25 protein-coding genes and 1 pseudogene are annotated in these 22,143 nt (G+C 47.3%); 25 read left to right on the forward strand and 1 reads right to left on the reverse strand.

Annotated features, from left to right (window positions below; all coding sequences use genetic code 11):
- The first annotated feature begins 123 nt into the window (after window positions 1-123).
- The 21 genes and pseudogenes from B067_RS20210 to B067_RS0110560 all read left to right on the forward strand — a co-directional run bounded on the left by B067_RS20210 (window position 124) and on the right by B067_RS0110560 (window position 18,212).
- Window positions 124-1,059 carry an HD-GYP domain-containing protein gene (locus B067_RS20210; RefSeq protein WP_156820812.1) on the forward strand — a complete coding sequence of 312 codons (936 nt, stop codon included), beginning with the start codon at window positions 124-126 and terminating at the stop codon, window positions 1,057-1,059.
- Window positions 1,056-1,283 carry a nitrate/nitrite transporter NrtS gene (gene nrtS, locus B067_RS0110465; protein ID WP_019530037.1) on the forward strand — a complete coding sequence of 76 codons (228 nt, stop codon included), beginning with the start codon at window positions 1,056-1,058 and terminating at the stop codon, window positions 1,281-1,283. Before B067_RS20210 ends, nrtS begins: the two co-directional genes overlap by 4 nt.
- Window positions 1,273-1,899, forward strand: coding sequence for an RNA polymerase factor sigma-70 (locus B067_RS0110470; protein ID WP_019530038.1), 627 nt, complete (start codon window positions 1,273-1,275; stop codon window positions 1,897-1,899). Before nrtS ends, B067_RS0110470 begins: the two co-directional genes overlap by 11 nt.
- Window positions 1,899-2,129, forward strand: coding sequence for a zf-HC2 domain-containing protein (locus tag B067_RS20215; protein ID WP_019530039.1), 231 nt, complete (start codon window positions 1,899-1,901; stop codon window positions 2,127-2,129). Before B067_RS0110470 ends, B067_RS20215 begins: the two co-directional genes overlap by 1 nt.
- A 14-nt stretch (window positions 2,130-2,143) precedes the next feature.
- Window positions 2,144-2,374: an FAD-dependent oxidoreductase gene (locus B067_RS22345; RefSeq protein WP_420806531.1), complete on the forward strand. Its 231-nt coding sequence runs from the start codon at window positions 2,144-2,146 to the stop codon at window positions 2,372-2,374.
- Between the two features lie 9 nt (window positions 2,375-2,383).
- The gene (locus tag B067_RS21840) at window positions 2,384-2,974 is read left to right on the forward strand and encodes an NAD(P)/FAD-dependent oxidoreductase (RefSeq protein ID WP_019530040.1); all 591 of its coding nucleotides are present in this window, start codon (window positions 2,384-2,386) and stop codon (window positions 2,972-2,974) included.
- A 34-nt stretch (window positions 2,975-3,008) separates the two neighbouring features.
- Window positions 3,009-3,332: a glutamate synthase-related protein gene (locus B067_RS22245; protein WP_205619963.1), complete on the forward strand. Its 324-nt coding sequence runs from the start codon at window positions 3,009-3,011 to the stop codon at window positions 3,330-3,332.
- A 17-nt stretch (window positions 3,333-3,349) separates the two neighbouring features.
- Window positions 3,350-3,886, forward strand: a pseudogene (locus B067_RS22250) (glutamate synthase-related protein); the annotation flags it as partial.
- A gap of 535 nt (window positions 3,887-4,421) precedes the next feature.
- Window positions 4,422-5,375 (forward strand): arsenosugar biosynthesis radical SAM (seleno)protein ArsS, encoded by a 954-nt coding sequence (gene arsS, locus B067_RS0110500; RefSeq protein ID WP_019530042.1) that lies wholly within the window; start codon window positions 4,422-4,424, stop codon window positions 5,373-5,375.
- Between the two features lie 60 nt (window positions 5,376-5,435).
- Window positions 5,436-7,631 carry an FAD-dependent oxidoreductase gene (locus B067_RS0110505; protein ID WP_019530043.1) on the forward strand — a complete coding sequence of 732 codons (2,196 nt, stop codon included), beginning with the start codon at window positions 5,436-5,438 and terminating at the stop codon, window positions 7,629-7,631.
- Window positions 7,632-7,767: 136 nt separating this feature from the next.
- The gene (locus B067_RS0110510; RefSeq protein ID WP_019530044.1) at window positions 7,768-8,592 is read left to right on the forward strand and encodes a DUF547 domain-containing protein; all 825 of its coding nucleotides are present in this window, start codon (window positions 7,768-7,770) and stop codon (window positions 8,590-8,592) included.
- Window positions 8,582-9,286 carry a TIGR04283 family arsenosugar biosynthesis glycosyltransferase gene (locus B067_RS0110515; protein WP_205619964.1) on the forward strand — a complete coding sequence of 235 codons (705 nt, stop codon included), beginning with the start codon at window positions 8,582-8,584 and terminating at the stop codon, window positions 9,284-9,286. Before B067_RS0110510 ends, B067_RS0110515 begins: the two co-directional genes overlap by 11 nt.
- Window positions 9,286-9,927 carry a TIGR04282 family arsenosugar biosynthesis glycosyltransferase gene (locus B067_RS0110520; RefSeq protein ID WP_019530046.1) on the forward strand — a complete coding sequence of 214 codons (642 nt, stop codon included), beginning with the start codon at window positions 9,286-9,288 and terminating at the stop codon, window positions 9,925-9,927. The genes B067_RS0110515 and B067_RS0110520 overlap by 1 nt, the downstream gene beginning before the upstream one ends.
- Before the next feature lie 25 nt (window positions 9,928-9,952).
- Window positions 9,953-10,387 carry a MauE/DoxX family redox-associated membrane protein gene (locus tag B067_RS0110525; RefSeq protein WP_035801970.1) on the forward strand — a complete coding sequence of 145 codons (435 nt, stop codon included), beginning with the start codon at window positions 9,953-9,955 and terminating at the stop codon, window positions 10,385-10,387.
- A 261-nt stretch (window positions 10,388-10,648) separates the two neighbouring features.
- Window positions 10,649-11,701 carry a methyltransferase domain-containing protein gene (locus B067_RS0110530; protein ID WP_019530048.1) on the forward strand — a complete coding sequence of 351 codons (1,053 nt, stop codon included), beginning with the start codon at window positions 10,649-10,651 and terminating at the stop codon, window positions 11,699-11,701.
- Window positions 11,692-12,243, forward strand: a complete 552-nt coding sequence (locus tag B067_RS0110535) for an arsenate reductase ArsC (protein WP_019530049.1) — start codon at window positions 11,692-11,694, stop codon at window positions 12,241-12,243. The genes B067_RS0110530 and B067_RS0110535 overlap by 10 nt, the downstream gene beginning before the upstream one ends.
- 38 nt (window positions 12,244-12,281) lie before the next feature.
- Entirely contained in the window at window positions 12,282-13,085 is an 804-nt protein-coding gene (locus B067_RS20225; protein WP_205619965.1) for a phosphate ABC transporter substrate-binding protein, read from the forward strand.
- A gap of 20 nt (window positions 13,086-13,105) precedes the next feature.
- Window positions 13,106-13,987: a phosphate ABC transporter permease subunit PstC gene (pstC, locus tag B067_RS0110545; RefSeq protein ID WP_019530051.1), complete on the forward strand. Its 882-nt coding sequence runs from the start codon at window positions 13,106-13,108 to the stop codon at window positions 13,985-13,987.
- The gene (pstA, locus tag B067_RS0110550; protein WP_019530052.1) at window positions 13,980-14,813 is read left to right on the forward strand and encodes a phosphate ABC transporter permease PstA; all 834 of its coding nucleotides are present in this window, start codon (window positions 13,980-13,982) and stop codon (window positions 14,811-14,813) included. The genes pstC and pstA overlap by 8 nt, the downstream gene beginning before the upstream one ends.
- Before the next feature lie 140 nt (window positions 14,814-14,953).
- Window positions 14,954-15,688 (forward strand): phosphate ABC transporter ATP-binding protein, encoded by a 735-nt coding sequence (locus B067_RS0110555; RefSeq protein WP_205619966.1) that lies wholly within the window; start codon window positions 14,954-14,956, stop codon window positions 15,686-15,688.
- 790 nt (window positions 15,689-16,478) lie between these two features.
- Window positions 16,479-18,212: a potassium/proton antiporter gene (locus tag B067_RS0110560; RefSeq protein WP_019530054.1), complete on the forward strand. Its 1,734-nt coding sequence runs from the start codon at window positions 16,479-16,481 to the stop codon at window positions 18,210-18,212.
- A gap of 268 nt (window positions 18,213-18,480) precedes the next feature.
- On the opposite strand, the gene B067_RS22350 is transcribed toward B067_RS0110560, so the two are convergent.
- On the reverse strand, window positions 18,481-18,618 hold the full coding sequence (locus tag B067_RS22350; protein WP_083921406.1) for a MerR family DNA-binding protein: 138 nt from the start codon (window positions 18,616-18,618) through the stop codon (window positions 18,481-18,483).
- Window positions 18,619-19,931: 1,313 nt separating this feature from the next.
- On the opposite strand from B067_RS22350, the gene B067_RS0110570 reads away from it, so the two are divergent.
- The 4 genes from B067_RS0110570 to mnhG all read left to right on the forward strand — a co-directional run bounded on the left by B067_RS0110570 (window position 19,932) and on the right by mnhG (window position 22,135).
- Window positions 19,932-20,780, forward strand: coding sequence for a universal stress protein (locus tag B067_RS0110570; protein ID WP_019530056.1), 849 nt, complete (start codon window positions 19,932-19,934; stop codon window positions 20,778-20,780).
- A 169-nt stretch (window positions 20,781-20,949) separates the two neighbouring features.
- The gene (locus B067_RS0110575) at window positions 20,950-21,498 is read left to right on the forward strand and encodes a Na+/H+ antiporter subunit E (protein ID WP_019530057.1); all 549 of its coding nucleotides are present in this window, start codon (window positions 20,950-20,952) and stop codon (window positions 21,496-21,498) included.
- Window positions 21,498-21,770 carry an MrpF/PhaF family protein gene (locus B067_RS0110580; protein ID WP_019530058.1) on the forward strand — a complete coding sequence of 91 codons (273 nt, stop codon included), beginning with the start codon at window positions 21,498-21,500 and terminating at the stop codon, window positions 21,768-21,770. The genes B067_RS0110575 and B067_RS0110580 overlap by 1 nt, the downstream gene beginning before the upstream one ends.
- Window positions 21,767-22,135 carry a monovalent cation/H(+) antiporter subunit G gene (mnhG, locus tag B067_RS20230; RefSeq protein ID WP_019530059.1) on the forward strand — a complete coding sequence of 123 codons (369 nt, stop codon included), beginning with the start codon at window positions 21,767-21,769 and terminating at the stop codon, window positions 22,133-22,135. Before B067_RS0110580 ends, mnhG begins: the two co-directional genes overlap by 4 nt.
- The last annotated feature ends 8 nt before the right edge of the window (window positions 22,136-22,143 follow it).

Consider the following 22,143-nt stretch of genomic DNA (forward strand, 5'->3'; position numbering starts at 1 on the left):
AAGAACCTATTTGCCAAGCGCTGAGCATGGTGAATAATACAGTTACTGATGAGTCATGCCGGGTTTTCACTCGGCATTTTGTTAGCAGATGATAATTACAGACAATAATTGAGGATAAACGCCATGCGTTTCTGGCAGCGTTGGTTTAACAATGAGGATACGTCTTTGTATCCGCAGGGGCTTATGGAAAGCCTATTGGCGATGGCTTGGTTCGTCGAGGCAAGAGATCCCTATACCGGTGGCCATCTATGGCGCGTATCTCGCTATGCCTATCTCTTGGCTAGCGCGGTGAAATGCTCTGAAGCTGACGTTGCCAGAATAAGCCTAGGAGGCTTTTTGCATGATTTAGGAAAAATTGGTGTGCCCGATGCCATACTGCGCAAGCCTGATCGGCTGACAGATGAAGAGTATGCCATGATTAAAACTCACCCGGATATTGGATTGCGAATGTTGGCCGGGCACCCGCTGGCAACACTGGTGGCCGAGGCGGTAGGAAAACATCACGAACAGCCCGACGGCACAGGCTACCCTAATGGTTTGAAGCGGGAGCAAATACCTATAGACGCGCGCATTGTCGGCATCTGCGATGCCTTCGATGCCATGACTAGCCACCGCCCTTACCGCGCGGGTATGTCGCAACAAAAGGCCTTGTCTACCCTAGAGTCAGGGGCGGGTAGCCAATTCGACTCTGAATTGGTTGCCGCCTTTGTGCAGCTGGGGCAGCGGGGAGATTTACAAGCCATCATCGCCCACAGCGACGACGGCATTCCGTTGCGCAGCTGCCCCATGTGTGGCCCAACCCTCGCTATTCGGCGCGAACAAGTCGCTGGCGAACATATATATTGCCGCAACTGCAGTGGCGAGTTTGAATTGGCCGCCAGTGCAGAGCATCAATTACAGGCTATACCAACAGGAAAAACAGGCAGTGCTGCGGATCTGGAACCGCAAGCCGACACGGCATTGATTACCCACACGGTTCGCGAACTTGTGGCCGCCCTGCCCTTATCGGCGTTGCTTAAACAAAGTAGCCGCCATGCTGCAGATGGCGCTGTATCATGAAAGGTTTTGCCAGTACGCTGGTGCAGCGTCGTATCGTAATTAATGCTTTGCGGGTGTCGCTGGTAGTGGGCACATTATTGAACGCCATCAACCAGGGTGGTCAGTTTCTCAGCGGCCTAGAGATTGCTTGGGGGCAGGTATTATTAAATTTCATGGTGCCTTATTGTGTTGCGTCCTATAGCGCAGCAAAAAACGAAACCGAAAGGAATATTAATGAAATCTGAGCAACCCCCGGTCACCGAAACCGAGGATTCCAATAATATAAAGTTGACGGATCCCGTTTACCTCAAAGAGCTACGCGTTCTGATGCTGAAATTTGCCACCCTGCAACTAAGCGATGAGGCATTGGCCGAGGATGCTGTGCAAGAAGCGTTGATTGGTGCATTGAAAAATGCGGGTTCTTTTAACCGGCGCTCAGCAATGAAAACGTGGGTGTTCGCTATTCTCAAAAATAAAATAGCCGATGTGCTACGCAAGCGGCAACGGACCGTCGAAGCCAGTCGCTTGTTGCGCGACAATGAAGATGGGGAAAACCTTGATGAGCTATTTAATAGCAAAGGTTTTTGGCAAGTGGATGAACGCCCCGCTGCTTGGTCCCAGCCTATGGAATCGGTTAAGAGCGAACATTTTTGGCGCGTATTCGAAACCTGCCTGAGTGGCTTACCAGAAAATCAGTCACGCTTATTTATGATGCGCGAGTTTATTGAACTAGACAGCACTGAAATTTGCGAAAATCTTAGTATTACCACCAGTAATCTGCATGTCATGCTATACCGCGCGCGGTTGCGCTTGCGTGAATGTTTGGAGAACCACTGGTTTAGTGAAGGTGAAAGATCATGATGAATTGCCAACAAGTCACACGTCTCCTTTCTGATGCCCAGGAGCGTCAGTTGTCGTTAAAAGAGCGTGCCGCACTCAAGGTCCACACCATGATGTGTTATGGCTGCCGCAATTTTGGCCAACAAATGGGCTCGTTACGCGAACTTACCCGTGAATATGTTAAGGGAGCCCAAGGAACCAGCAGCAATGAGGATGTAGCTGACACGGATAAAGACGGCGAAAACAACTAAGCAAATTTATTGTTATTGGCGGAGGGTTTAGCGGCATCGAAGCCGCCGGCGAGCTTCGTGACCTACTCAATGAAGCCTGTAAGTACTATAAAAATGTAGAGCCAGAAAACTGCAGGGTTTTAATTTTGCATGGGACTGATAGGTTGCTACCAGAAATTTCTGATCAACTAGGTAAGAAGACAGAGAAGATATTCAAAAAAAGTAATATAGAAGTCCACTTTAATACTAGAGCCGAAAGAATATAGCAAGAACGAATGATATTACAAAACGGTGAGATTATAGACGGAGCCACTATTATTTGCACAATCGGTACGATCACACATCATCTTCATCAAACACAAGAGTTACCTTTAGCGCGCGGAAAAATAACCACCCAAGGTGACATGTCTATCGCTGGCCACAACAGCGCTTGGGCGCTGGGCGATTGTTCATTGATTTTAAATTACTACGACAACATACTGTGCCCTCCCACTGCCCAGTTTTCAGATCGTCAAGAAAAAATGCTAGCGAAAAATATTGTTGCAACAATATTGGGTAAAAGCCCCCAAAACTTCCAGTACCACCCGGCAGGAATGTTAGCATCTATCGGGCACAACAAAGCTGTTGCTGAAATATACGGCATTCGCTTCTCTGGTTTTATCGAATTTCTAATATGGAGAGGCATTTACCTATCAAAAATACCCACTTCATCGCGAAAAGTTCGGGTTTTTCTTGAGTGGAGATGGGCTATGGTTTTCCCACCGGACATTTCCCATCTTGGATTTAATAGGTACAGCCTATTTTTGTTGCCGCGATGCTCAGGCGAATTTGATGGTGATAAATTCAGGGCCATGGCAAATCGTTAAAAAATAAAAATGATAGAGATAAAGCTTTCTCAAGGTGCAAAGCCGGGCATGGAGGAATGCATGTATACGTGGTGTTGAGCCCTACACTACCGTCGTTTCGCCACCGTCGCATAGCACGTTTAGTACGCCGCTAGAGATGGTTGAATTTATCCAAACATTACGTGATTTGTCCGGTGGTAAACCCATAGGGTTTAAATTATGTATTGGACGTAAAAGCGAATTCATAAGTATATGTAAAGCCATGCACGCTACAAGAATTTACGCGGACTTCATTACTGTTGATGGTAGTGAAGGTGGCACAGGTGCGGCGCCATTGGAATATTCAAACTCTGTGGGTATGCCATTACGTGAAGTCTAAGCTTTGTCTGTGATGCACTTATAGGCTTTGATCTTAAAAAAGATATAAATGTTATCGCCAGTGCGAAGGTGTTTACCGGTTTTCATATCGTTAAATTATTATCGTTAGGAGCAGATCTTTGTAATAGCGCTCGCGGAATGATGATAGCGGCAGGTTGCGTACAATCCCTTACATGCAATAACAATAAATGCCCTGTCGGCATTGCCACGCAAGACCCCGAGCTAGCAAAAGGCTTGGTTGTTAGTGATAAAAGTTTACGGGTTACACGCTTTCATAATGAAACTGTTAAGGCGACGATGGAAATCGTTGCATCTGCTGGGTTAAATAACCCCTCCGAGCTTAACCGGTCGTATATATATCGCCGCATTATCGAAACCAAAATACAGCGATACGACCACATTTATGACTACCCCCAAGCGGGGAGTCTACTAACCAACAAGTATCCCGAAAACTTTATTCAATCCATGGCCGGGTCATCAAAAAATTCATTTATCCCTGTAGATCAATTTGCCGAGTTCAATACCGGCCCAGGAGAACTCCATTCAGATTTATAGATAGCGATGGGATGAATAGTAAAAAAAGTGCATCTATGGGCGCTCTGAGCTTTTAACGTAACCATTATTGGGTTAAACGATTTTTCAAGCCCGCTAACGACCTAAATCCTATATAGCCAATCGATATAACTTTGTTTGTTAACTGGGTTTTCAATTACGCTAAGGCGTGGCTTGCTCGCTTGTTTTTAGCATCTGCAAGTGAGGCTGGTCATTATTGTCGCTTCGTTAGCCATCTTAGAAAATACAGCTACCATTTCATAACCCATAGCGGTTGTTCCCACTTATTGGTGAGGGACGCTTATTTTAGCTGCTAGTGGAACTACCCGCCACGTTACAACTCTATCAACAACTAATACCAGCATGGTAGTTTGCTACTGTTTATCACCTTTTTCGCCCCGAGAGATGTATGTTTATTACACGCTTTGTGCGAAATACCAGCTAACAGAAATATATTTTTAATATAACGTAAGAAATGCTTGGTAAATTACGACCAATCTGCAAACACTGACTTTTTTCCTAAACATTGGAGTGCCCGATGCACGCAACCTTACCCCTTTTGGAAGTGACTGATTTCCCCGCTATCCAACGTCAAAGCCTAGAGACTTTACAAGTCAATTTGGGTTACAAATGCAATCAGCGCTGCCTGCACTGTCATGTCAATGCCGGGCCTCATCGCACAGAGATGATGGATAGGGAAACCATAGATTTGCTACTCCCCGTCATTAAGGCGCGCGGCATAAAAACACTGGATTTGACTGGCGGCGCACCAGAATTAAACGAGGAATTTCGCTATTTGGTAGCCGCAGCCCGTGCTGCTGGGGTGCATGTCATCGACCGTTGCAATCTCACTATTTTGTTTGAACCTGGGCAAGACGGTCTAGCTGAATTCCTAGCGGAAAACCAAGTGGAAGTTGTTGCATCACTACCCTGCTATTCACTGGCTAATGTGGACGCGCAGCGCGGCGAAGGCGTTTTTGATAAAAGCATTGCCGCACTGCAGAAGCTTAATGCCCTAGGGTATGGCGGCGCAGACAGTAAATTGCGTCTTAACCTTGTTTATAACCCTCAGGGGGCAACACTGCCCCCCAACCAACAGAATCTGGAGAGCGAGTTCAAGCGAGAGCTGCATAAGCATTTTGGTATTGAATTCAATAATCTGTATGCATTGGCCAATATGCCTATTAAACGTTTTGGATCCACTTTGATTTCTAAGGGAAAATTTCACGACTATATAAAATTATTAAAAGACAATTTTGTCGAAGAAAATCTTGATCAAGTCATGTGTCGATCGCTGTTAAGCGTAGATTGGCAAGGTTATTTATATGACTGCGATTTCAATCAACAGTTGGAACTGTCTTTGGGTGGCGGCAAGCGTCAACATTTACGTGATGTGCTTGATTATGATTTAGAAGGCGCATCTATTTGTGTGGCGGAGCATTGTTTCGGCTGTACTGCCGGCCAAGGCAGCAGCTGCGGCGGCAACCTGTAGCAAGCAAATAGAAAAGTGTGATTCCTATCCACCAACAAACTTAATGACTTGGGAACTTTAATGAAGAAGATAATATTACTAGCGGTGATAGCTGCGATGGTTGCTGCCTTTTTTTACTTTGGCCTTGACAGCTTACTCACATTAGACGGTTTAAAAAGCGGGCTAACACAATTTGAATCTTGGCGTGTTGCACGTCCCTTACTGGTCGGCGGCGCCTTTCTATTGCTATACGTTGTGGTCACTGCCCTATCGCTTCCGGGTGCCGCCATTATGACACTGGCTGCTGGCGCCTTGTTTGGCCTGATGTGGGGTACAGTTATTGTGTCCTTCGCCAGCTCAATTGGCGCCACGCTAGCCTTCTTAGTCTCGCGGTACTTATTAAGCGACACAGTGCAAAAACGTTTTGGTGATCGCCTGAAACCCATTAACGAAGGCGTTGCAAAAGACGGCGCATTCTATCTATTTACATTGCGACTGGTGCCTATATTCCCCTTTTTCTTAATCAACTTGTTGCTGGGGCTGACCCCCATCCGCGCGGCTACGTTTTATTGGGTTAGCCAGCTTGGCATGTTAGCTGGAACACTTGTTTTCGTAAACGCAGGTACACAATTAGCACAACTGGATAGTTTGTCGGGTATTTTATCGCCATCATTGCTACTGTCATTTGCCTTGTTAGGCTTGTTTCCGCTAATTGCCAAAAAAATATTAGGGGTAATTAAGGCGCGTAGGGTTTATGCGAAGTATCAAAAACCTAAACATTTTGACCGCAACTTAATTGTGATTGGTGCCGGCGCGGGTGGCTTGGTTACGGCCTATATTGCCGCTGTGGTTAAAGCAAAAGTGACGCTTATAGAAGCCCATAAAATGGGCGGAGACTGTCTTAACTATGGTTGTGTGCCCAGCAAGGCGCTAATTAAAAGCGCAAAGCTAGCGCAGCAAATGCGCAATGCAAGCCATTACGGTTTAGAGGATGCCAATCCCAAATTTACCTTTCGCAAAATAATGCAACGCGTTCACGAAGTGATCGCCAAGGTAGAGCCGCACGATAGTGTCGAGCGTTACCAAGAGCTAGGCGTGGAAGTCATTCAAGCTTATGCCAAATTAATCGATCCTTGGACCGTGGAAATCAAACATCGCGATGGCAGTGTTCAGCACCTCACCGCTCGTTCCATTGTGTTAGCTACCGGCGCACAGCCATTTGTGCCACCGCTACCCGGTATTGAAGAAGTAGGTTATGTCACCAGTGATACGCTGTGGGATGAATTTGCTAAACTGGAGCAAGCGCCAAAACGACTAGTGGTGCTGGGTGGCGGCCCTATTGGTTGCGAGCTAGCACAAAGTTTTGCCCGCTTAGGCTCCGAAGTTGTTCAGGTAGAGATGGCGCCACGCATCATGATGCGCGAAGACGAAGATGTTACCGTTCTAGCGCAAGCCTCATTGGAAGCTGATGGCGTCAGCGTGCTGACTAATCACAAGGCCTTACGTTGCGAACAGAACAACGAAGGCAAGTTTCTGGTGGTGGAACACGAAGGTGTGGAAAAAGTTATCCCATTCGATGCCCTGCTCTGCGCAGTGGGCCGGGTAGCAAGGCTAGAAGGTTACGGCCTAGAGGAGTTGGGCATAGAAACCAATCGCACCATCGTGACTAATGATTATCAAGAGACGCTGTATCCGAATATTCTAGCCGCTGGTGATGTCACTGGGCCGTATCAATTTACTCATACTGCGGCACATCAGGCTTGGTATGCCGCTGTGAATGCTCTATTCGGCCAATTCAAAAAATTCAAGGTAGATTACCGTGTTATTCCATGGACCACCTTTATCGATCCAGAAGTGGCGCGGGTGGGCATTAACGAACAGGAAGCCAAGGAAAAAGGCATTGCCGTTGAGGTAACGCGCTACGGACTAGACGACCTCGATCGCGCGATTACCGATGGTGCCGCTTACGGGTTCGTGAAAGTACTCACCGTACCGGGTAAGGATAAAATCCTCGGGGTGACTATTGTCGGTGAGCATGGTGGCGATTTGATGGCTGAATTTATCTTAGCGATGAAACACGGCTTGGGTCTCAACAAAATTCTCGGCACGATTCACGCCTACCCCACTTGGGCGGAAGCCAATAAATATGCTGCAGGGGAATGGAAGCGCGCCCATACGCCGCAAAAAGTTTTACTGTGGCTAGGCAAGTATCATGACTGGCGTAGAGGGAAACCAGCGGAAACTACCAAAGCGCCAGCAAGTTCCGGCAATAGCTAATGCTTTTTGCCACGCTTACTCGTTAGGCATCAATCCAGTGAATTAAAAACCGGTTTAGCAGATCGTGATTTTACCTATGGAGAATTTGTCGCCAGTTATAAGTTTTGAACAATTATTGAATTCATCGGAGATATAAATGAAAGTGTTAACAATACCGTGGTTGCTTTTATTTTCAACATTAATCATTAGTTTAAGCCAAACCGCTTTTGCTACCAATGATATGTCTCAAAACATCAATCATGATGTGTGGGATAGCTTACTCAAACAACATGTTCAATCCCAGGATGGCGGAAAATCAACCACTGTCGACTATCAAGCTATGATGCGGGATAGGCAAAACCTTAATGGGTATTTACAGTCGCTTGCTACTATCTCAGAGCAGCAGTTCGAGCAGTGGTCGAAACAACAGCAATTAGCGTTTTTGATCAACGCTTACAATGCAGCAACCGTTGCGTTAATTCTGACTGCGTGGCCGGATATACAATCGATCAAAGAGTTAGGCAGCTGGTTTAACTCGCCGTGGAGCAAAGAATTCGTTTCTTTGTTGGGTAAGACGCGCTCACTTGATGATATAGAGCATAACTTGATTCGTGGCGATGGCCGTTATAACGACCCTCGTATCCACTTTGCAGTGAACTGTGCCAGCATAGGATGCCCGGCTTTGCGAGCAGAAGCCTATGACGGCGATAAACTTGATCAGCAATTAGACCAGCAAACCGCGCTGTTTCTTAGTGATAGAAAGCGCAATTATGTTGACGATAAAACCATAAAGCTATCCTCTATTTTCAAATGGTATCGCGCAGATTTTGAGAAAGGCTGGCGAGGGTTTTTCCGGTTAGAAGATTTTTTACAGCTTCATGCTGATAAAATCGGTATCTCAACATCGATAGCGGAAAAACTAAAAACAGCGGATGCCAATATAGACTTTATAGATTATGACTGGCGCCTTAATGGAAAATGATAAAAAACAAGTGCAGCTGCGGTTTCAGGCGCTATCCATCATCGTGCCTATTCTCAACGAAATCGAACTGCTACCTGAGCTGATGACCCATTTACAGCATTGGCAGCGATGTGGTTGTGAAGTTTTACTGGTTGATGGTGGTAGCGATGATGGTTCTGCGGATGTGGCTGAGGCTATTGGCTTTAAGGTGATACGCTCAGCACGGGGTCGTGCATCACAAATGAATGCAGGTGCAGCACAGGCCAAAGGCGACGTTTTGTTATTTCTACACGCCGACACACGACTACCTGACAATGGCATCGAACAGATTTTTAACACCCTAAAGACTTATCGTTGGGGCCGTTTTGATGTTCGTATCAGAGGCGATGCACTGATGTTTACGGTGATTGCCTTTTTTATGAATATACGCTCACGGTTCACAGGTATTGCTACCGGAGATCAAGCTATTTTTGTGACAAGAGACCTGTTTGTAGAGGTGGGTGGCTTTAATGAACAGCCCTTAATGGAAGATATTGAATTATCCAAGCAGCTACAAAAACATAACCACCCGGCATGCTTATACACCAAGGTCACTACCTCGGGACGCCGCTGGCTAACCTATGGTGTGTGGCACACCGTGCTGTTGATGTGGCGATTACGCTGGGCATATTGGCGTGGTGTTTCGGCCGAACAGCTGGCGAAGGAATACGTGTAATGACAGTGCGTATTGTTATATTTGCCAAGGCACCTTTAGCTGGTATGGCAAAAACGCGATTAATACCAGCGCTGGGTTTAGAGGGCTCAGCACAACTAGCCAGAAAATTGCTTAGCCATACCGTTGCGCAAGCCATAGAGGCTAATATCGGGCCGACGGAACTTTGTGTCTCCCCGACGACTCTACATCCGGTCTGGAAGGAATTAGCGCTACCCGCTGCACTGGCTTGGTCCGAACAGGGCGAAGGGGATTTAGGTGAACGTTTAGCGAAAGCGTCTCAACGAGTGACCGCTAATGGCGAATCCATTTTACTAATCGGTAGCGATTGCCCCAGCCTAAGCGCTGAACAACTGTGTGCGGCGGCGACAGCACTTAATCACTACGATGCCTGCATGGTGCCGGTCAGCGATGGTGGCTATGGGTTACTAGGATTGAATCGTCACCTAGCTTCGGTATTTGCTGACATGCCTTGGAGTACCGCTACGGTAGCCCGGCTTACCCGGCAGCGAATACTGGCGGAGAACTGGACGCTCAAATCATTTACGCCTTTGCATGACATTGATGAACCCCAAGACTTACGGCACTTACCTAAAAGTTGGCTGCCCCGTTTCAGCACCATCGGTAGTGACGCTGACACATAAATTACTTTACCTAGGAGAACACCCAATGAATTCAAACACCACGACTACAGATTCCCTGAAAATACCTTTGTCCCGCTCATTACTAATGCTACGGCTAGGCGTCTTTGTGGTGATGTTAATGTGGACGCTAGACAAATTTTTTAATCCGGCCCACAGCAGTAAAGTTTTTTCTGGTTTCTATGGCATCGACTGGTTGAGTCAAAATACTTCTTATCTAATCGGCGCTATCGAACTGCTGCTGGTGCTGGCGTTTGTTGCCGGCCTTTGGCGCCGCTGGACTTACGGTGCCGTGCTGTTAATTCACGCTGTATCAACCTTTTCAGCCTACAAAATGTATCTGGTTCCCTTTGATAATCTACTGTTTTTTGCGGCCTGGCCTATGTTGGCCGCCTGCTTAACCCTGTATTGGTTAAGAGATTGGGATACCTTGTGCGTTATCCCAGCCAAGGTAAAACGTTAATACGCTGAGCTATAAAAACCTCAAACCAGTAACTTATTATCAAGATAGGCCCCTAATCGGGGCCGCACTACCCTATCCCGATTTTTAAATTATTGTTACTAAAAAATAATTTTCAATAACCCTATTAGCTGTTTTACCTAGCTCGCAATATTTATTGTAAGAAACGATGGTTACGCCGCGACTAATAGCTATACGTAATTATCATAGCGATTCAATAGGCTAGCCCTATACATAAAAGTATCTCATTTGGAGTCAGTCATCATGTACGACGTCGTTCAAGACTATTATGGTAAGCAGCTGCAAAGCTCTGCCGACCTGAAAACCACCGCCTGCTGCGACGTTAGCAATATGCCGGAGTGGCTTAAGCCCTTACTAGCACGAATTCACCCCGAGGTATTGTCGCGTTATTATGGTTGTGGTTTGGTTTGCCCGCCACTGCTATCAGGCTGTCGAGTGTTGGATTTGGGCTGCGGTTCGGGCCGCGATGTGTATGCTTTGGCGCAACTGGTAGGCCCCGAAGGTGAAGTGGTAGGCGTCGACATGACCGACGAACAACTGGCTGTGGCTTGCGCGCATCAAGATTGGCATGCCCAGTCCTTGGGTTATGACAACGTACGTTTTATCAAAGGCTATATCGAAAAACTAGACGAGCTGGATCTGCAGCCCGGTTCTTTTGATGTCATCGTGTCCAACTGTGTGGTCAACCTCTCGCCGGACAAAGCCGCCGTTCTCAAAGGTATACATCGCTTGCTGAAACCCGGTGGTGAATTTTATTTTTCCGATGTCTATTGCGATCGCCGGGTGCCGGATGCCGTACGCGAGGATTCGGTATTGTACGGAGAATGCTTAGGCGGGGCTTTGTACTGGAATGATTTTCTGCGCCTATCCGATGCTGCAGGCTTCAGCGATGCTCGCCTAGTGGAGGACCAGCCTCTGCTTGTGACCGATAGTCAATTGGCTCAGCAAACCGGTAACCTGCGTTTTTTCTCAGCCAGCTATCGCCTATTCAAAATTGATGGGCTAGAGAGCGCTTGCGAGGATTATGGCCAAGCGGTTATTTACCAAGGCACGATACCCAACAGCCCACACAGTTTCGTGTTGGATAAACACCACAACATTGCAACAGGCAAGGTATTTCCAGTTTGTGGCAATACCTGGCGTATGTTGAAGGATACACGCTTTGCCGAGCACTTCAGTTTTATCGGCGACTTCAGCCAGCATTTCGGTTTGTTCGAAGGCTGCGGTTCGACTATGCCTTTTGATGCCGCAACCACAACCACAACCACAACCACAGAGAGTAATCCATGCTGCTAGCTGAAGGCCAACGTTCGCAACCAAAAATTTCGCAACTAAAAAGCGCGGCAGAACTACCGTTGCGGATCTTGGTGCTATGCACGGGCAACTCTGCGCGCTCCATTATGGCCGAATCAATATTTAACAGTTTGGCTGCCGACTTGTTTCAGGCCTATAGCGCAGGCAGTAACCCGACCGGAAAAGTTCACCCCATGGCACTGGCACAGATAGGGCAATTAGCGCTGCCTGAAAATATGATTGTTCGCAGCAAGAGTTGGCAAGAATTTACCGACCGCAATGCGCCGGAGTTTGATCTGCTGCTAACCGTTTGCGACCACGCTGCCGCAGAACCCTGCCCCACCTTTGCTGGCCAGTATGAGTACGTGCACTGGAGTTTTCCAGACCCAGCAGGCTCATCGAATAATGTGGAAGCAGAGCGTGCAGCCTTTACGCGCTGTTTTAATAACATCAAAACACGGGTAGAAACCTTAGTCGCTAAGCTATCGACTAACATCTGTAATAACCGTGCAACCGTCGCCAACGTAATGAGAGAGTTGTCATGATAAAAACAGTGATAAGCACACTTTTGCTATTGAGCGTAATGCTAAATCTCGGTGTGGCACTAGCCGATAATAAACATCTGACACTAACCGGGTCTAGCACGGTTGCGCCACTGGCAATGGAGATCGCCAAACGCTACGAATCACAACATCCCGGTGTGCGTATCGATGTGCAAATGGGCGGATCTTCGCGAGGTATTAATGACACCCGTATGGGCTTGGCCGGCATAGGCATGGTATCGCGGGCATTAAAACCCACTGAACAAGATCTCACATCCTTTCTGATTGCCATGGATGGTATCGGTATCATCCTGCATAAGAGCAATGTCGTGAGTGCGCTCAGCGACGCGCAGATAATTGATATATACACAGGGAAAATAAATAATTGGCAGCAATTGGGTGCTGCCGACCTGGCTATCACTGTGGTCAACAAGGCGGAGGGTCGCTCAACATTGGAGCTGTTCCTGCAATATTTCACTCTGAAAAACAGCCAAATTAAGGCGCAGGTAGTGATAGGTGAAAATCAACAGGGTATTAAAACCGTCGCCGGTAACCCCGGTGCCATTGGCTATGTATCCATAGGTACAGCCGAGTATGAGCAAGCCTTAGGTACGCCTATAAAATTACTGCCTATGGCTGGTCATGCCGCCACGGTTGAGTCGGTGGCCAAGGGTGATTATCCCTTGTCGCGTCAGCTCAATCTGGTGGTCAGTACTGAACCCGTTGGATTGCTTAAGAATTTTATAACTTTTGCGCAATCAACTGCAGTGAAGGATCTTATAGCAGCACAATTTTTTGTTGCGCCTGTTAACGATGGCATTAAAAGTAATGCCATAGGTGAATAGCCAACGAGGCCGACCAATCCATGTTTAACAACAGCACCCATAACCAGATCGATAGACGACTCAATGTCTTGCTATTGATTTTGGCCAGCGCAACAGCGCTGCTGTTGGCGCTCATTATTCTGTTTTTGCTCAACGAGTCTTGGCCATTTTTTGCCAACCGCTGGCGGGATGGGTCATGGCTTCAACTGTTTTACGGCCAGAGTTGGTATCCCTTGGAAGGCCAGTTCGGCATGGCACCGATGATACTGTCGTCGCTGGCGGTAACGGTGGGGGCAGTTGTTTTAGCCTTGCCGCTGGGTTTGGGCAGCGCTATTTTTCTGCAATTTTATGCACCGCCGCGCTGGGCTCAAAGCTTTCGCCTGCTATTAAATGTGTTAGCGGGTATACCCTCAGTAGTGTTCGGTTTGTGGGGCTTGACGCGCTTGGTACCGCTAATTACCAGTTGGCAACCACCAGGGGCTTCGCTGCTGGCGGCGATACTGGTGTTGACGTTAATGATACTTCCAACCATTGCCCTCACCAGTGCGTCCGCCTTGACCAGTGTACCTAGAGAGTTGTTGGCTGGCAGTATGGCGCTGGGGCTGCGCCGCAACACCCAGATTCTGCATATTATCCTGCCCGCTGCTAGTGCCGGGATTAGCAGCGGCGTACTGCTTGCCACGGCGCGCGCACTGGGTGAAACCTTAGCGGTGCTGATGGTGGCCGGCAATGTAGTACAAAACCCGTCCGGCTTGTTTGAACCGGTGCGTGTGCTAACGGCCAATATAGCGCTGGAGATGGCCTATGCTATGGGCGATCATCGCGCTAGCCTATTTGCGTCTGGTCTGTTGCTAACGGTACTGGTTTGGCTGCTGTCTTGGTTCGCTCATCGTGTTAGCAAAGGGGCGAAACAATATGGCTGAGCGACTATTTAGCTGGCTGTTATTGGTCTGCGCCCTGCTGGTGGTGTCCGCACTGCTGTGGGTGCTGAGCGATGTGGTACTGCAAGGCGCTACCCATTTTAGTTGGCAGTTTCTGTTTGATGCGCCTACCGATGCTGGCCGTGGCGGTGGCATAGCGCCAATTTTGGTGTCTACCTTATGGCTATTATTGATTGCACTCACTGTCGCCCTACCCTTGGGTTTGGGTGTTGCCATTTGGCTATCAGAATTTGCCAGCAGTAATAGCCGCTTTGCCAACAGCACCGGTATCACCCTAGATATTTTGGCTGGCGTGCCCTCTATTGTTTACGGCTTATTTGGCAACGCTTTTTTCAGCATTTACTTAGGGTTGGGCTTTTCACTATTGTCCGGTGGCTTGACCCAAGCTTGCATGATATTGCCGGTATTTGTACGCACCTGCGAAGTTGGCTTGCGCACAGTCAGCAACGATTGGCGACGCGGTGCTTTGGCCTTGGGGATGACGCGCAGCACTGCCATTTGGCACATACTGTTGCCAGCTGCACGCCCAGCTATTGTCGCCGGCTTGATTTTGAGTATCGGCCGAGCCACAGCCGAAACGGCGGCGCTTTTATTCACCAGTGGTTATGTTGACCGCATGCCGGGATCGTTACTGGATTCGGGCCGGGCACTGGCGGTGCATATCTATGATTTGTCGATGAATGTCACCGGCGGCGACGGCGCAGCCTACGCTTCGGCGTTAGTACTAGTAACACTCATTATTGTGCTCAACACCTTGGCACAAAGTTTAGTAGACAGCTGGTTTAAGCGCAGGCTGGTAATAGCATGACGGGTATTAATATGACTGGTACTAATATGACTGGTACAAATATAAGTAGACTAAAAGAAAGCATCTATACCTTGGGCGAAATAGAACAAGGCACACCCTGTTGTGTGCCCGAGCCTCATTTGCAGATACAGGATCTTAGCGTGAGTTACGCTGCCAAAACTGTACTCTCACAAGTATCCCTAGATATTTACAAGGGCTGCATCACCGCATTAATTGGCCCCTCCGGTTGTGGCAAGACCAGCTTTCTCTCCACCCTGAACCGACTCACCGACCATCATGTGGATGCGCATGTCAGCGGCAAGATTTTGTTCGACGGCCAGGACCTGCTGCACGACCCCGTGGATACACTCAAACTCAGACGCCGCATCGGCATGATTTTTCAAAAACCCAATCCGTTTCCATTATCCATTTGGCGCAACCTAGAGATACCGCTAAAAGAGCACGGTGTGCGCGACCGTAAGCTGCGGCAACATAAGATAGAACACGCGCTGAAAGACGTGGGCCTTTGGGATGAAGTCTTCGATCGTTTGCACTCCTCCGCCATGGCTTTGTCTGGTGGCCAGCAACAGCGGTTGTGCATTGCTCGCGCATTGGTGCTGGAGCCGGAAATTCTGCTGATGGACGAGCCCTGCAGTGCACTCGACCCTATTGCTTCTGCGGTGGTGGAAGAATTAATTTTGCGCTTGCGCGGGCGTTATACCGTGGTCATCGTCACCCACAACTTGGCGCAAGCACGGCGCGTGGCTAATTATGCCGGCTTTTTTTGGATGACTGAGCGGGTCGGCCAGCTGATTGAATTTGGCCAATGCCAGCATTTGTTCGAAACGCCGATACATGCCTTGACGGCCGCTTACATCACAGGCGCGCGAGGATAACTAAAGCTAGCCACTGCTTTGCTGTGTAGCGCGCTAACTTGCTGCCGAAATAAGTAGTGATCTTGAACTTACGGCACGTCGAGTTTAACGTTTAAATGACAGAGTGCCGTTCTGTTATTTTTACTCGCTGTGATATACCAACGTGGAGTATCTATGAATATACCAATAGGGATGGGCTGCTCTAACCAAGAGCTCTGTGATCAGATTGGAGCTGTGCTAGGTTATGCTTTTCTTGGGTTATTTATTTGGTTTGTGGTTTACCTCATCGTTAAATCGACTACAAATAAAAAATAAATACCTTTTTAATCAGATCCTCTAACAGCAACAAGAATATATACAGAGTAATTACTCTGCAGTAACTTTCCCTCACTCCCTTCTTTCTTTTACCTCGTATCAACCCTCCCCCCTAGATTTTCAGACATTACCTAACATGGGTGCCTTACACGGTATTACATTAAGGGGGCTTGTTTGGCTGATGATAATGCAAGCTGATCCGTGTTCCTTACTAAGGTTACTGAGTGGATAATGCTTATATTTAACCGCATCAATTGATATTTATCTGTAAATCGGTAAATTGGCGTAGAGATATTAGTCATATTTAGGCGTTTAGATGTTATGATAAAAACCTTATTTATCAATGGCTTGAATTTAATTGCTGAGACTGCTGCTAGTTATGGTCGGTCTATCCAGTTTTATAGGCCAGAGAATAAGGTCAACAGTTAACACCATCAGCGCCTAGATCAAATCACGGTAGCCTGATCATACAGCGTGTAGCGGCTTAGGAAGAATCATGACTATAGAATTAATGTACCAATACATTTTTGGCGCAGCTAGCCTCGCGTTGCTTTGTGTCGTTGCCAGTGTGTTAACACGCCGTGTTGGTGCCCCTATTCTATTGGTGTTTTTAGTCATCGGGATGCTGGTAGGCGAAGAAGGCCCTGGGGGATTCAAGTTTGACGATTTTAGCTTGGCCTTTCTGTTGGGCAATATAGCGCTGGCTATAATCATCTTTGATGGTGGCTTGGGCACGCAAAAAGCCACTTTTCGGGTCAGCCTAAAGCCCGCCCTATCCCTCGCTACAGTTGGGGTGCTGATTACTGCAGGCATTACCGGCTACGCTGCCTATCGGGTGCTTGGGCTACCCTGGCAAGAGGCGCTTTTGATAGGCGCTATCGTCGGCTCTACGGATGCTGCTGCCGTGTTTGGGCTACTTAGGAATGCCGGTTTTGAGTTAAAAGAACGTACTGGCGCAACCCTTGAGATTGAATCGGGCTCGAATGATCCCATGGCTATCTTCCTTACCATTACGCTGGTGCAGCTCTTGCAGGTTCAGGGTGCTGGCAATGAAGGCTGGACTGTTGTTAATGAGCTTTTTCTACAGATGGGTTTGGGCTTGGCTGTTGGTTTTACCGGCGGTTATCTACTTGTTCAATTATTAAAAAAATTAGCGCTGCCTTCATCGTCGTACCCGCTGTTAGCTTTAGCCGGTGCCATTACGCTCTTTGGTGTAACAACCATGTGGGGCGGCAGTGGATTTTTGGCGATATTTATTGTCGGCGTTATGATTGGCAATACGCCCTTACCTTACAGCAATGATATTCACCGGTTTCACGATGGTGTCTCCTCGCTAAGCCAGATTGGCATGTTTTTGATGCTGGGTTTGCTAGTCACTCCCAGTAATCTTTTACCGATGGTTATCCCCGCCGTTGCTATCGCCTTTGTACTAATTTTTATAGCAAGGCCATTGGCTGTGTTGGTGTCCTTGCTACCCTTTCATTTCCCGTGGCGTGAACAAGTCTTTATTGGTTGGTGTGGGTTACGTGGAGCGGTACCGATTATTTTAGCGGTGTTCCCTTCGTTAGCCGGGCTAGAGCACAGCCGTATGTATTTTGACCTGGTGTTCTTTGTGGTGCTTATTTCACTGGTACTACAAGGCTGGACCATCGCACCTATGGCTAGATGGCTGGGTATAGATTTACCGCCAACAGCCAAGGCTGCTGAGTGTTTGCATCTCACCATCAAGCACGAACAAGACAAAGAGCTATTGGTTTATCCCGTGTTAGCAGGTAGTCGTGCGGACGGTATCAGAGTGAAGCGTTTGCCAGTAACAGAAGGCAGCCAGATGGTAGGCGTCATTCATCGGGGGGTACTACTGCACGATATAGACCAGCGCAGGCTTATGTGCGACGACCAAGTCATCATTCTGGCGACCAGTAGCGCCAGAGCCGCATTAGGTAGCGTATTCGCACCACCCGCACATGTTTCTTTTAATGAAGGCGGCCGCTTTTTTGGTGAGTTTGTGTTGCACCCAGACGCCAAGTTATCGGAAATTGCTCAGGCTTATGGTTTCGAAGTGGATGCAGCTAATGCGGAGTTAACCGTTAAAGATTATCTACTCAAAAAGTTTCATGGCAAACCTGTGCTTGGCGACAATGCCAAGCTGGGGCCGGTTAAACTTATTGTGAGGGAAATTAAAGGCAATAATATTGAGTCTGTTGGCTTGAAGTTAAGAACATCAAAATAGGACATGTATGGGCAATAGCTCAGGCTTGAACTGCCACCGCCTCATAATCGATTGCTAGCAAACATGTAATGAATAGTAGAATTTAACATCAGTATTTTTATAGGGAATTAATGCCCTCGTGGCCGCGATAACACTAGGTAAAAAACGCTGTTATAAAAGGCAAGATGGCGCTGCATTACTATCACATTGTGTAATCATGGTTTTGAGCGTTCGCTCCATTTTTTTAAATCCTGAATCTTTTCTTGCACGTCGTTTAAGTGCGTTACTGTTAGCTCTTGAATTTGCTCACAGCTCTTCCCCCTGCAGTTACTAGGCTTAATAAGCCACTAATTTCGCTTAAGGAAAAACCAAGCTCACGACAGCGACGAATAAACCTTATATTACCTACCTGATCTTCCAAATACATACCAGGCCGCCAATACTTCTTAACGGCTCTGTCAATACCCCGCTCTTTTCATAATACCTAATGGTCTCACCTTGGGGTACTAGGGATTTTCCCTCGTAAACGTCCATAAATCTCTACACCGTGGGCGTAAGTTTGATGAGCCCACCTGGAGAGCAAGCAATGAATAGACTGCGTATCCTACTAAATTCACGGTATTTCTTTTGGATGGCTCTGACTTAACCATCGATCAGTATGATTAGCGCGACTCTGTCTCGCGGCAACTTGGAGCCACATCGGAATGTTCTACATGCAGCACATCAGGCAGGAGTTACGAAGGTCGTCTATCCAAACGTGCAGGAGCAGAAAAGACGTGCGGATGGTCCCGTAGTTGTCCCATGCGCGCGGTGTTTCCCTTGAATTCATCAGTTCAAAATGGCGCCAGCCGTGTCGCACTCCCGCCTACAAAGCTTGCGAACACATTCTCTCGCCGTGGTCTGGATTCTCGAATCACTGGAACTCTGGTTGGCTAATTCTAATGCCAGATCATATAGCTCGAGTGCCTTTGCGCTAGCGAACCATTTGCCCTGTTCACCCGGTCTGGTCTAGATCATATCAGATCAGCAAGAATTTCTGCCCCTGCCCCTGCCCCTGCCATTGCGGCATAGCGCTTCGCCAAGGGCACGGTACCGCGCGAGATACATATTGCCCTGGGCCGCCCTCAGCCCATAGCGTCGAGGGGCCTCGTCAAACAGGCCGGACTAAATCTTAATTGTCACTTAATATCCGAAACCGCCATCAAAATTATTAACCATTATGTGTAAAATTAGGCGCTACAACAGGCCCTTAAAGTGATTATTGTTTAGCACGTTTATGCAAACGTCCATTCAGATAAGGCAATTGGATGTACTGCCCAACAGTTCCTTATGGCGTTACTGCCTAGTAGTCTGCCTACACAGGCAATACCAGCCCCACCAATACCTGTTTGCCATTTATTTGCCGTTAAAGGTACTTTAAAAATTTATTACGCTCTCAGCATCAATAGCCGCCCGCTTGGCCTTGGTATTGGCGAGCTCCATCAGTTTAAAACCAGCAAGGTCTATGGCGATGGTAAAAGCGTGCTCCAGCACAGGGGGAACTTGCTCTACAAGAGTAACTGAGAGGCCCTGTGTTAGTTGCTCCCTACCCTGTCCCTAATTAAGAAATCACTATTTAGAACTTTTAGATATTACACGCTCTCAATTTGGCGAGGTTCAAACTCTATGTCCATACTGTGTATAGGCAGCAGTGTATTTGTGCGCCATGTGTTTTATTGAATTAGTAGTAAGGTGGCCCGAATGAGTACAAACATGATGGTAGTGGCTGACCAGCCTCAAAATGCAACCTTCTCGCTGGAGCGGGCTAAACATATCGCAGGATTGCTTAGCGTCAATATTGAGGCAATTAAGTTCATCGAAGGACGAACCGACCACTCAACCCTACAAACAGAAACTAATAACTTTGATAATCTCCTGCGCCGCGTGTTTACGGATAAGGCACCGGTCTCCAGCCAAGTTGTGCCCACGGACAATATGGCCCAATGGATTATCCAGCATTGCAATGACGGCGAGACCGATATTGTTCTTAAAACAGGGCATCGCTCTGAAAACCTGTTTCACAGCCCTACTGATTGGGAGTTAATACGCAGCGTTCATTGCCCGGTCTTTATCGCTTCAGATAACAAATGGAAAAGCCTGCCCAATGTGCTTGTCACCATTGGTTTACCCAGCGATGACCCAGAGCAGTTAGACAGAAACCAAGCTGAATTAAAGTGGGGAAAAATTTGGGCCGATGCCAGTAACAGTCAAGTGCATGTTGTTTACTGTATTCCCATACCCGAGCCTTTACTTGAACTTGAAGTTATTGAACAGGCTAAATGGGAAAAGAAAAGAAAACCAGAGGCTGAAAAACAATTGCATGCACTGTTAGCAAAGCTTCACATGACTGACGTAATAACCCATGTTATCGCAGGCCCACCAAGAAAAACTATTCCACATTTGGCAAATGAACTGAAAGCCGACCTAGTAATTATGGGCTGTGCCGAAAGAGCTGGCCTAAGAAGTTTGTTACATGGGAATTTAGCAGAAAAAGTGCTGCATAATCTGCGCACCGATATTCTTGTCGTCAAACCCAGCGTGGAGAATTAATTAACTCTCTATATCGTTATAGAGGCAGCCTTGCGCCGGCCTCTATGGTTCCCTAGGGGATAGCAATACAGCTTTAGTAAAAGTTAGCCGCTTTAACTGAAGATGGGGTTGGATTAGCCGTGTTAATCCATAACTGTTCGTCAAGGTCTCTAGCATATAGGTTGGCGTTATGAAAAGAAAACTGCCAGATACACCTCGATTTTATCGCCTGACACTAGGCTCAGGGCTATTCATATTCTGGCTATTATTATCTGGTCAGTATAACACCCTGCACCTAACCCTTGGCCTAGCCAGCAGTCTGCTTGTTGTATGGGCTGCCATTCGGTTAAACGTTTTGGACTGGGAGGGCCACCCTGCTCATTTAGGCCTGCGCGTATTCCCATTTTGGTTTTGGTTGTTAATAAAAATTGTGCAGGCAAGCTTTCATGTTGGCTGGTTAATCCTCAGGGATCTTTTTTATCGTAACGGTGCATCAACTGATAACGATTGCAATACTGATTCAATAATTACGCCTGCCGCAGGAAAATTAAAGACCACGCAAAAAAGCCCCTTAGGGTTGGCCACCTACGCCAACTCCATCACGTTGACACCTGGCACCCTTAGCATTTCGGTAGGGAAAAATTATATCCATGTTCATACTTTAACTCGCGAAGCGCTTAATGAGCTACAGCAAGGTGAAATGGATAAACGGGTCACACGACTTGAAGGCTTAAGCTAATGCTTATCGCAGTTGTTTTAGTATTAATTTTGGCGATGCTATTGGTTCTTATTAGAGCAACACTCGGCCCTAGTCTCTATGACAGAATTTTGGCTGTTAATGTTTTTGGGAGCAACGCTGTTCTGCTAATTGCTGCCTATACTTTTATATCGGGACGGCATGAATTATTGGATATAGCCTTAATCTATGCCCTAATAAATTTTGTTGGCAATATCGCATTACTTCGTTTTTTTAGTTTTGGTTCAGGTAGCCATAAAGAGGTAGACCTATGACATCTATAGCCCTTTACCTAAGCGGTGGCTTTCTTATTCTGGGCAGTGTTTTGGTGCTGATTTCAGCCATTGGTATGCTGCGTTTCCCTGATTTATTTACTCGCATACACGCCAGCAGTGTTGCCACCACTTTCGGTGCTATTTGTATTATTGTCGGTCTTATTTTTTACAACGGTAGCGATGCTGTTTTTTTTAAACTAGCATTGATACTGCTATTTCTATTGTTCACAGGGCCTACATCGATCTATGCACTAGCCCGCGCAGCTATAGAGGCTGGTATAAAGCCAAAAATATCTACGCATAACAATACTGAGCCCCTGCATCACTCCCAAAATAATAAAACCAAAAGGGAGGACGCCCCATAGAATATTTA

The organism is Dasania marina DSM 21967, assembly GCF_000373485.1.
In the GTDB taxonomy this organism is placed as follows: domain Bacteria; phylum Pseudomonadota; class Gammaproteobacteria; order Pseudomonadales; family Dasaniaceae; genus Dasania; species Dasania marina.

Excerpts from the sequence above, each read along its gene's own strand:
- B067_RS20210 (WP_156820812.1), top strand. The coding sequence starts at position 124 with ATGCGTTTCTGGCAGCGTTGGTTTAACAATGAGGATACGTCTTTGTAT.
- nrtS (WP_019530037.1), top strand. The coding sequence starts at position 1,056 with ATGAAAGGTTTTGCCAGTACGCTGGTGCAGCGTCGTATCGTAATTAAT.
- B067_RS0110470 (WP_019530038.1), top strand. The coding sequence starts at position 1,273 with ATGAAATCTGAGCAACCCCCGGTCACCGAAACCGAGGATTCCAATAAT.
- B067_RS20215 (WP_019530039.1), top strand. The coding sequence starts at position 1,899 with ATGAATTGCCAACAAGTCACACGTCTCCTTTCTGATGCCCAGGAGCGT.
- B067_RS21840 (WP_019530040.1), top strand. The coding sequence starts at position 2,384 with ATGATATTACAAAACGGTGAGATTATAGACGGAGCCACTATTATTTGC.
- arsS (WP_019530042.1), top strand. The coding sequence starts at position 4,422 with ATGCACGCAACCTTACCCCTTTTGGAAGTGACTGATTTCCCCGCTATC.
- B067_RS0110505 (WP_019530043.1), top strand. The coding sequence starts at position 5,436 with ATGAAGAAGATAATATTACTAGCGGTGATAGCTGCGATGGTTGCTGCC.
- B067_RS0110510 (WP_019530044.1), top strand. The coding sequence starts at position 7,768 with ATGAAAGTGTTAACAATACCGTGGTTGCTTTTATTTTCAACATTAATC.
- B067_RS0110515 (WP_205619964.1), top strand. The coding sequence starts at position 8,582 with ATGGAAAATGATAAAAAACAAGTGCAGCTGCGGTTTCAGGCGCTATCC.
- B067_RS0110520 (WP_019530046.1), top strand. The coding sequence starts at position 9,286 with ATGACAGTGCGTATTGTTATATTTGCCAAGGCACCTTTAGCTGGTATG.
- B067_RS0110525 (WP_035801970.1), top strand. The coding sequence starts at position 9,953 with ATGAATTCAAACACCACGACTACAGATTCCCTGAAAATACCTTTGTCC.
- B067_RS0110530 (WP_019530048.1), top strand. The coding sequence starts at position 10,649 with ATGTACGACGTCGTTCAAGACTATTATGGTAAGCAGCTGCAAAGCTCT.
- B067_RS0110535 (WP_019530049.1), top strand. The coding sequence starts at position 11,692 with ATGCTGCTAGCTGAAGGCCAACGTTCGCAACCAAAAATTTCGCAACTA.
- B067_RS20225 (WP_205619965.1), top strand. The coding sequence starts at position 12,282 with ATGCTAAATCTCGGTGTGGCACTAGCCGATAATAAACATCTGACACTA.
- pstC (WP_019530051.1), top strand. The coding sequence starts at position 13,106 with ATGTTTAACAACAGCACCCATAACCAGATCGATAGACGACTCAATGTC.
- pstA (WP_019530052.1), top strand. The coding sequence starts at position 13,980 with ATGGCTGAGCGACTATTTAGCTGGCTGTTATTGGTCTGCGCCCTGCTG.
- B067_RS0110560 (WP_019530054.1), top strand. The coding sequence starts at position 16,479 with ATGACTATAGAATTAATGTACCAATACATTTTTGGCGCAGCTAGCCTC.
- B067_RS22350 (WP_083921406.1), bottom strand. The coding sequence starts at position 18,618 with ATGTATTTGGAAGATCAGGTAGGTAATATAAGGTTTATTCGTCGCTGT.
- B067_RS0110570 (WP_019530056.1), top strand. The coding sequence starts at position 19,932 with ATGAGTACAAACATGATGGTAGTGGCTGACCAGCCTCAAAATGCAACC.
- B067_RS0110575 (WP_019530057.1), top strand. The coding sequence starts at position 20,950 with ATGAAAAGAAAACTGCCAGATACACCTCGATTTTATCGCCTGACACTA.
- B067_RS0110580 (WP_019530058.1), top strand. The coding sequence starts at position 21,498 with ATGCTTATCGCAGTTGTTTTAGTATTAATTTTGGCGATGCTATTGGTT.
- mnhG (WP_019530059.1), top strand. The coding sequence starts at position 21,767 with ATGACATCTATAGCCCTTTACCTAAGCGGTGGCTTTCTTATTCTGGGC.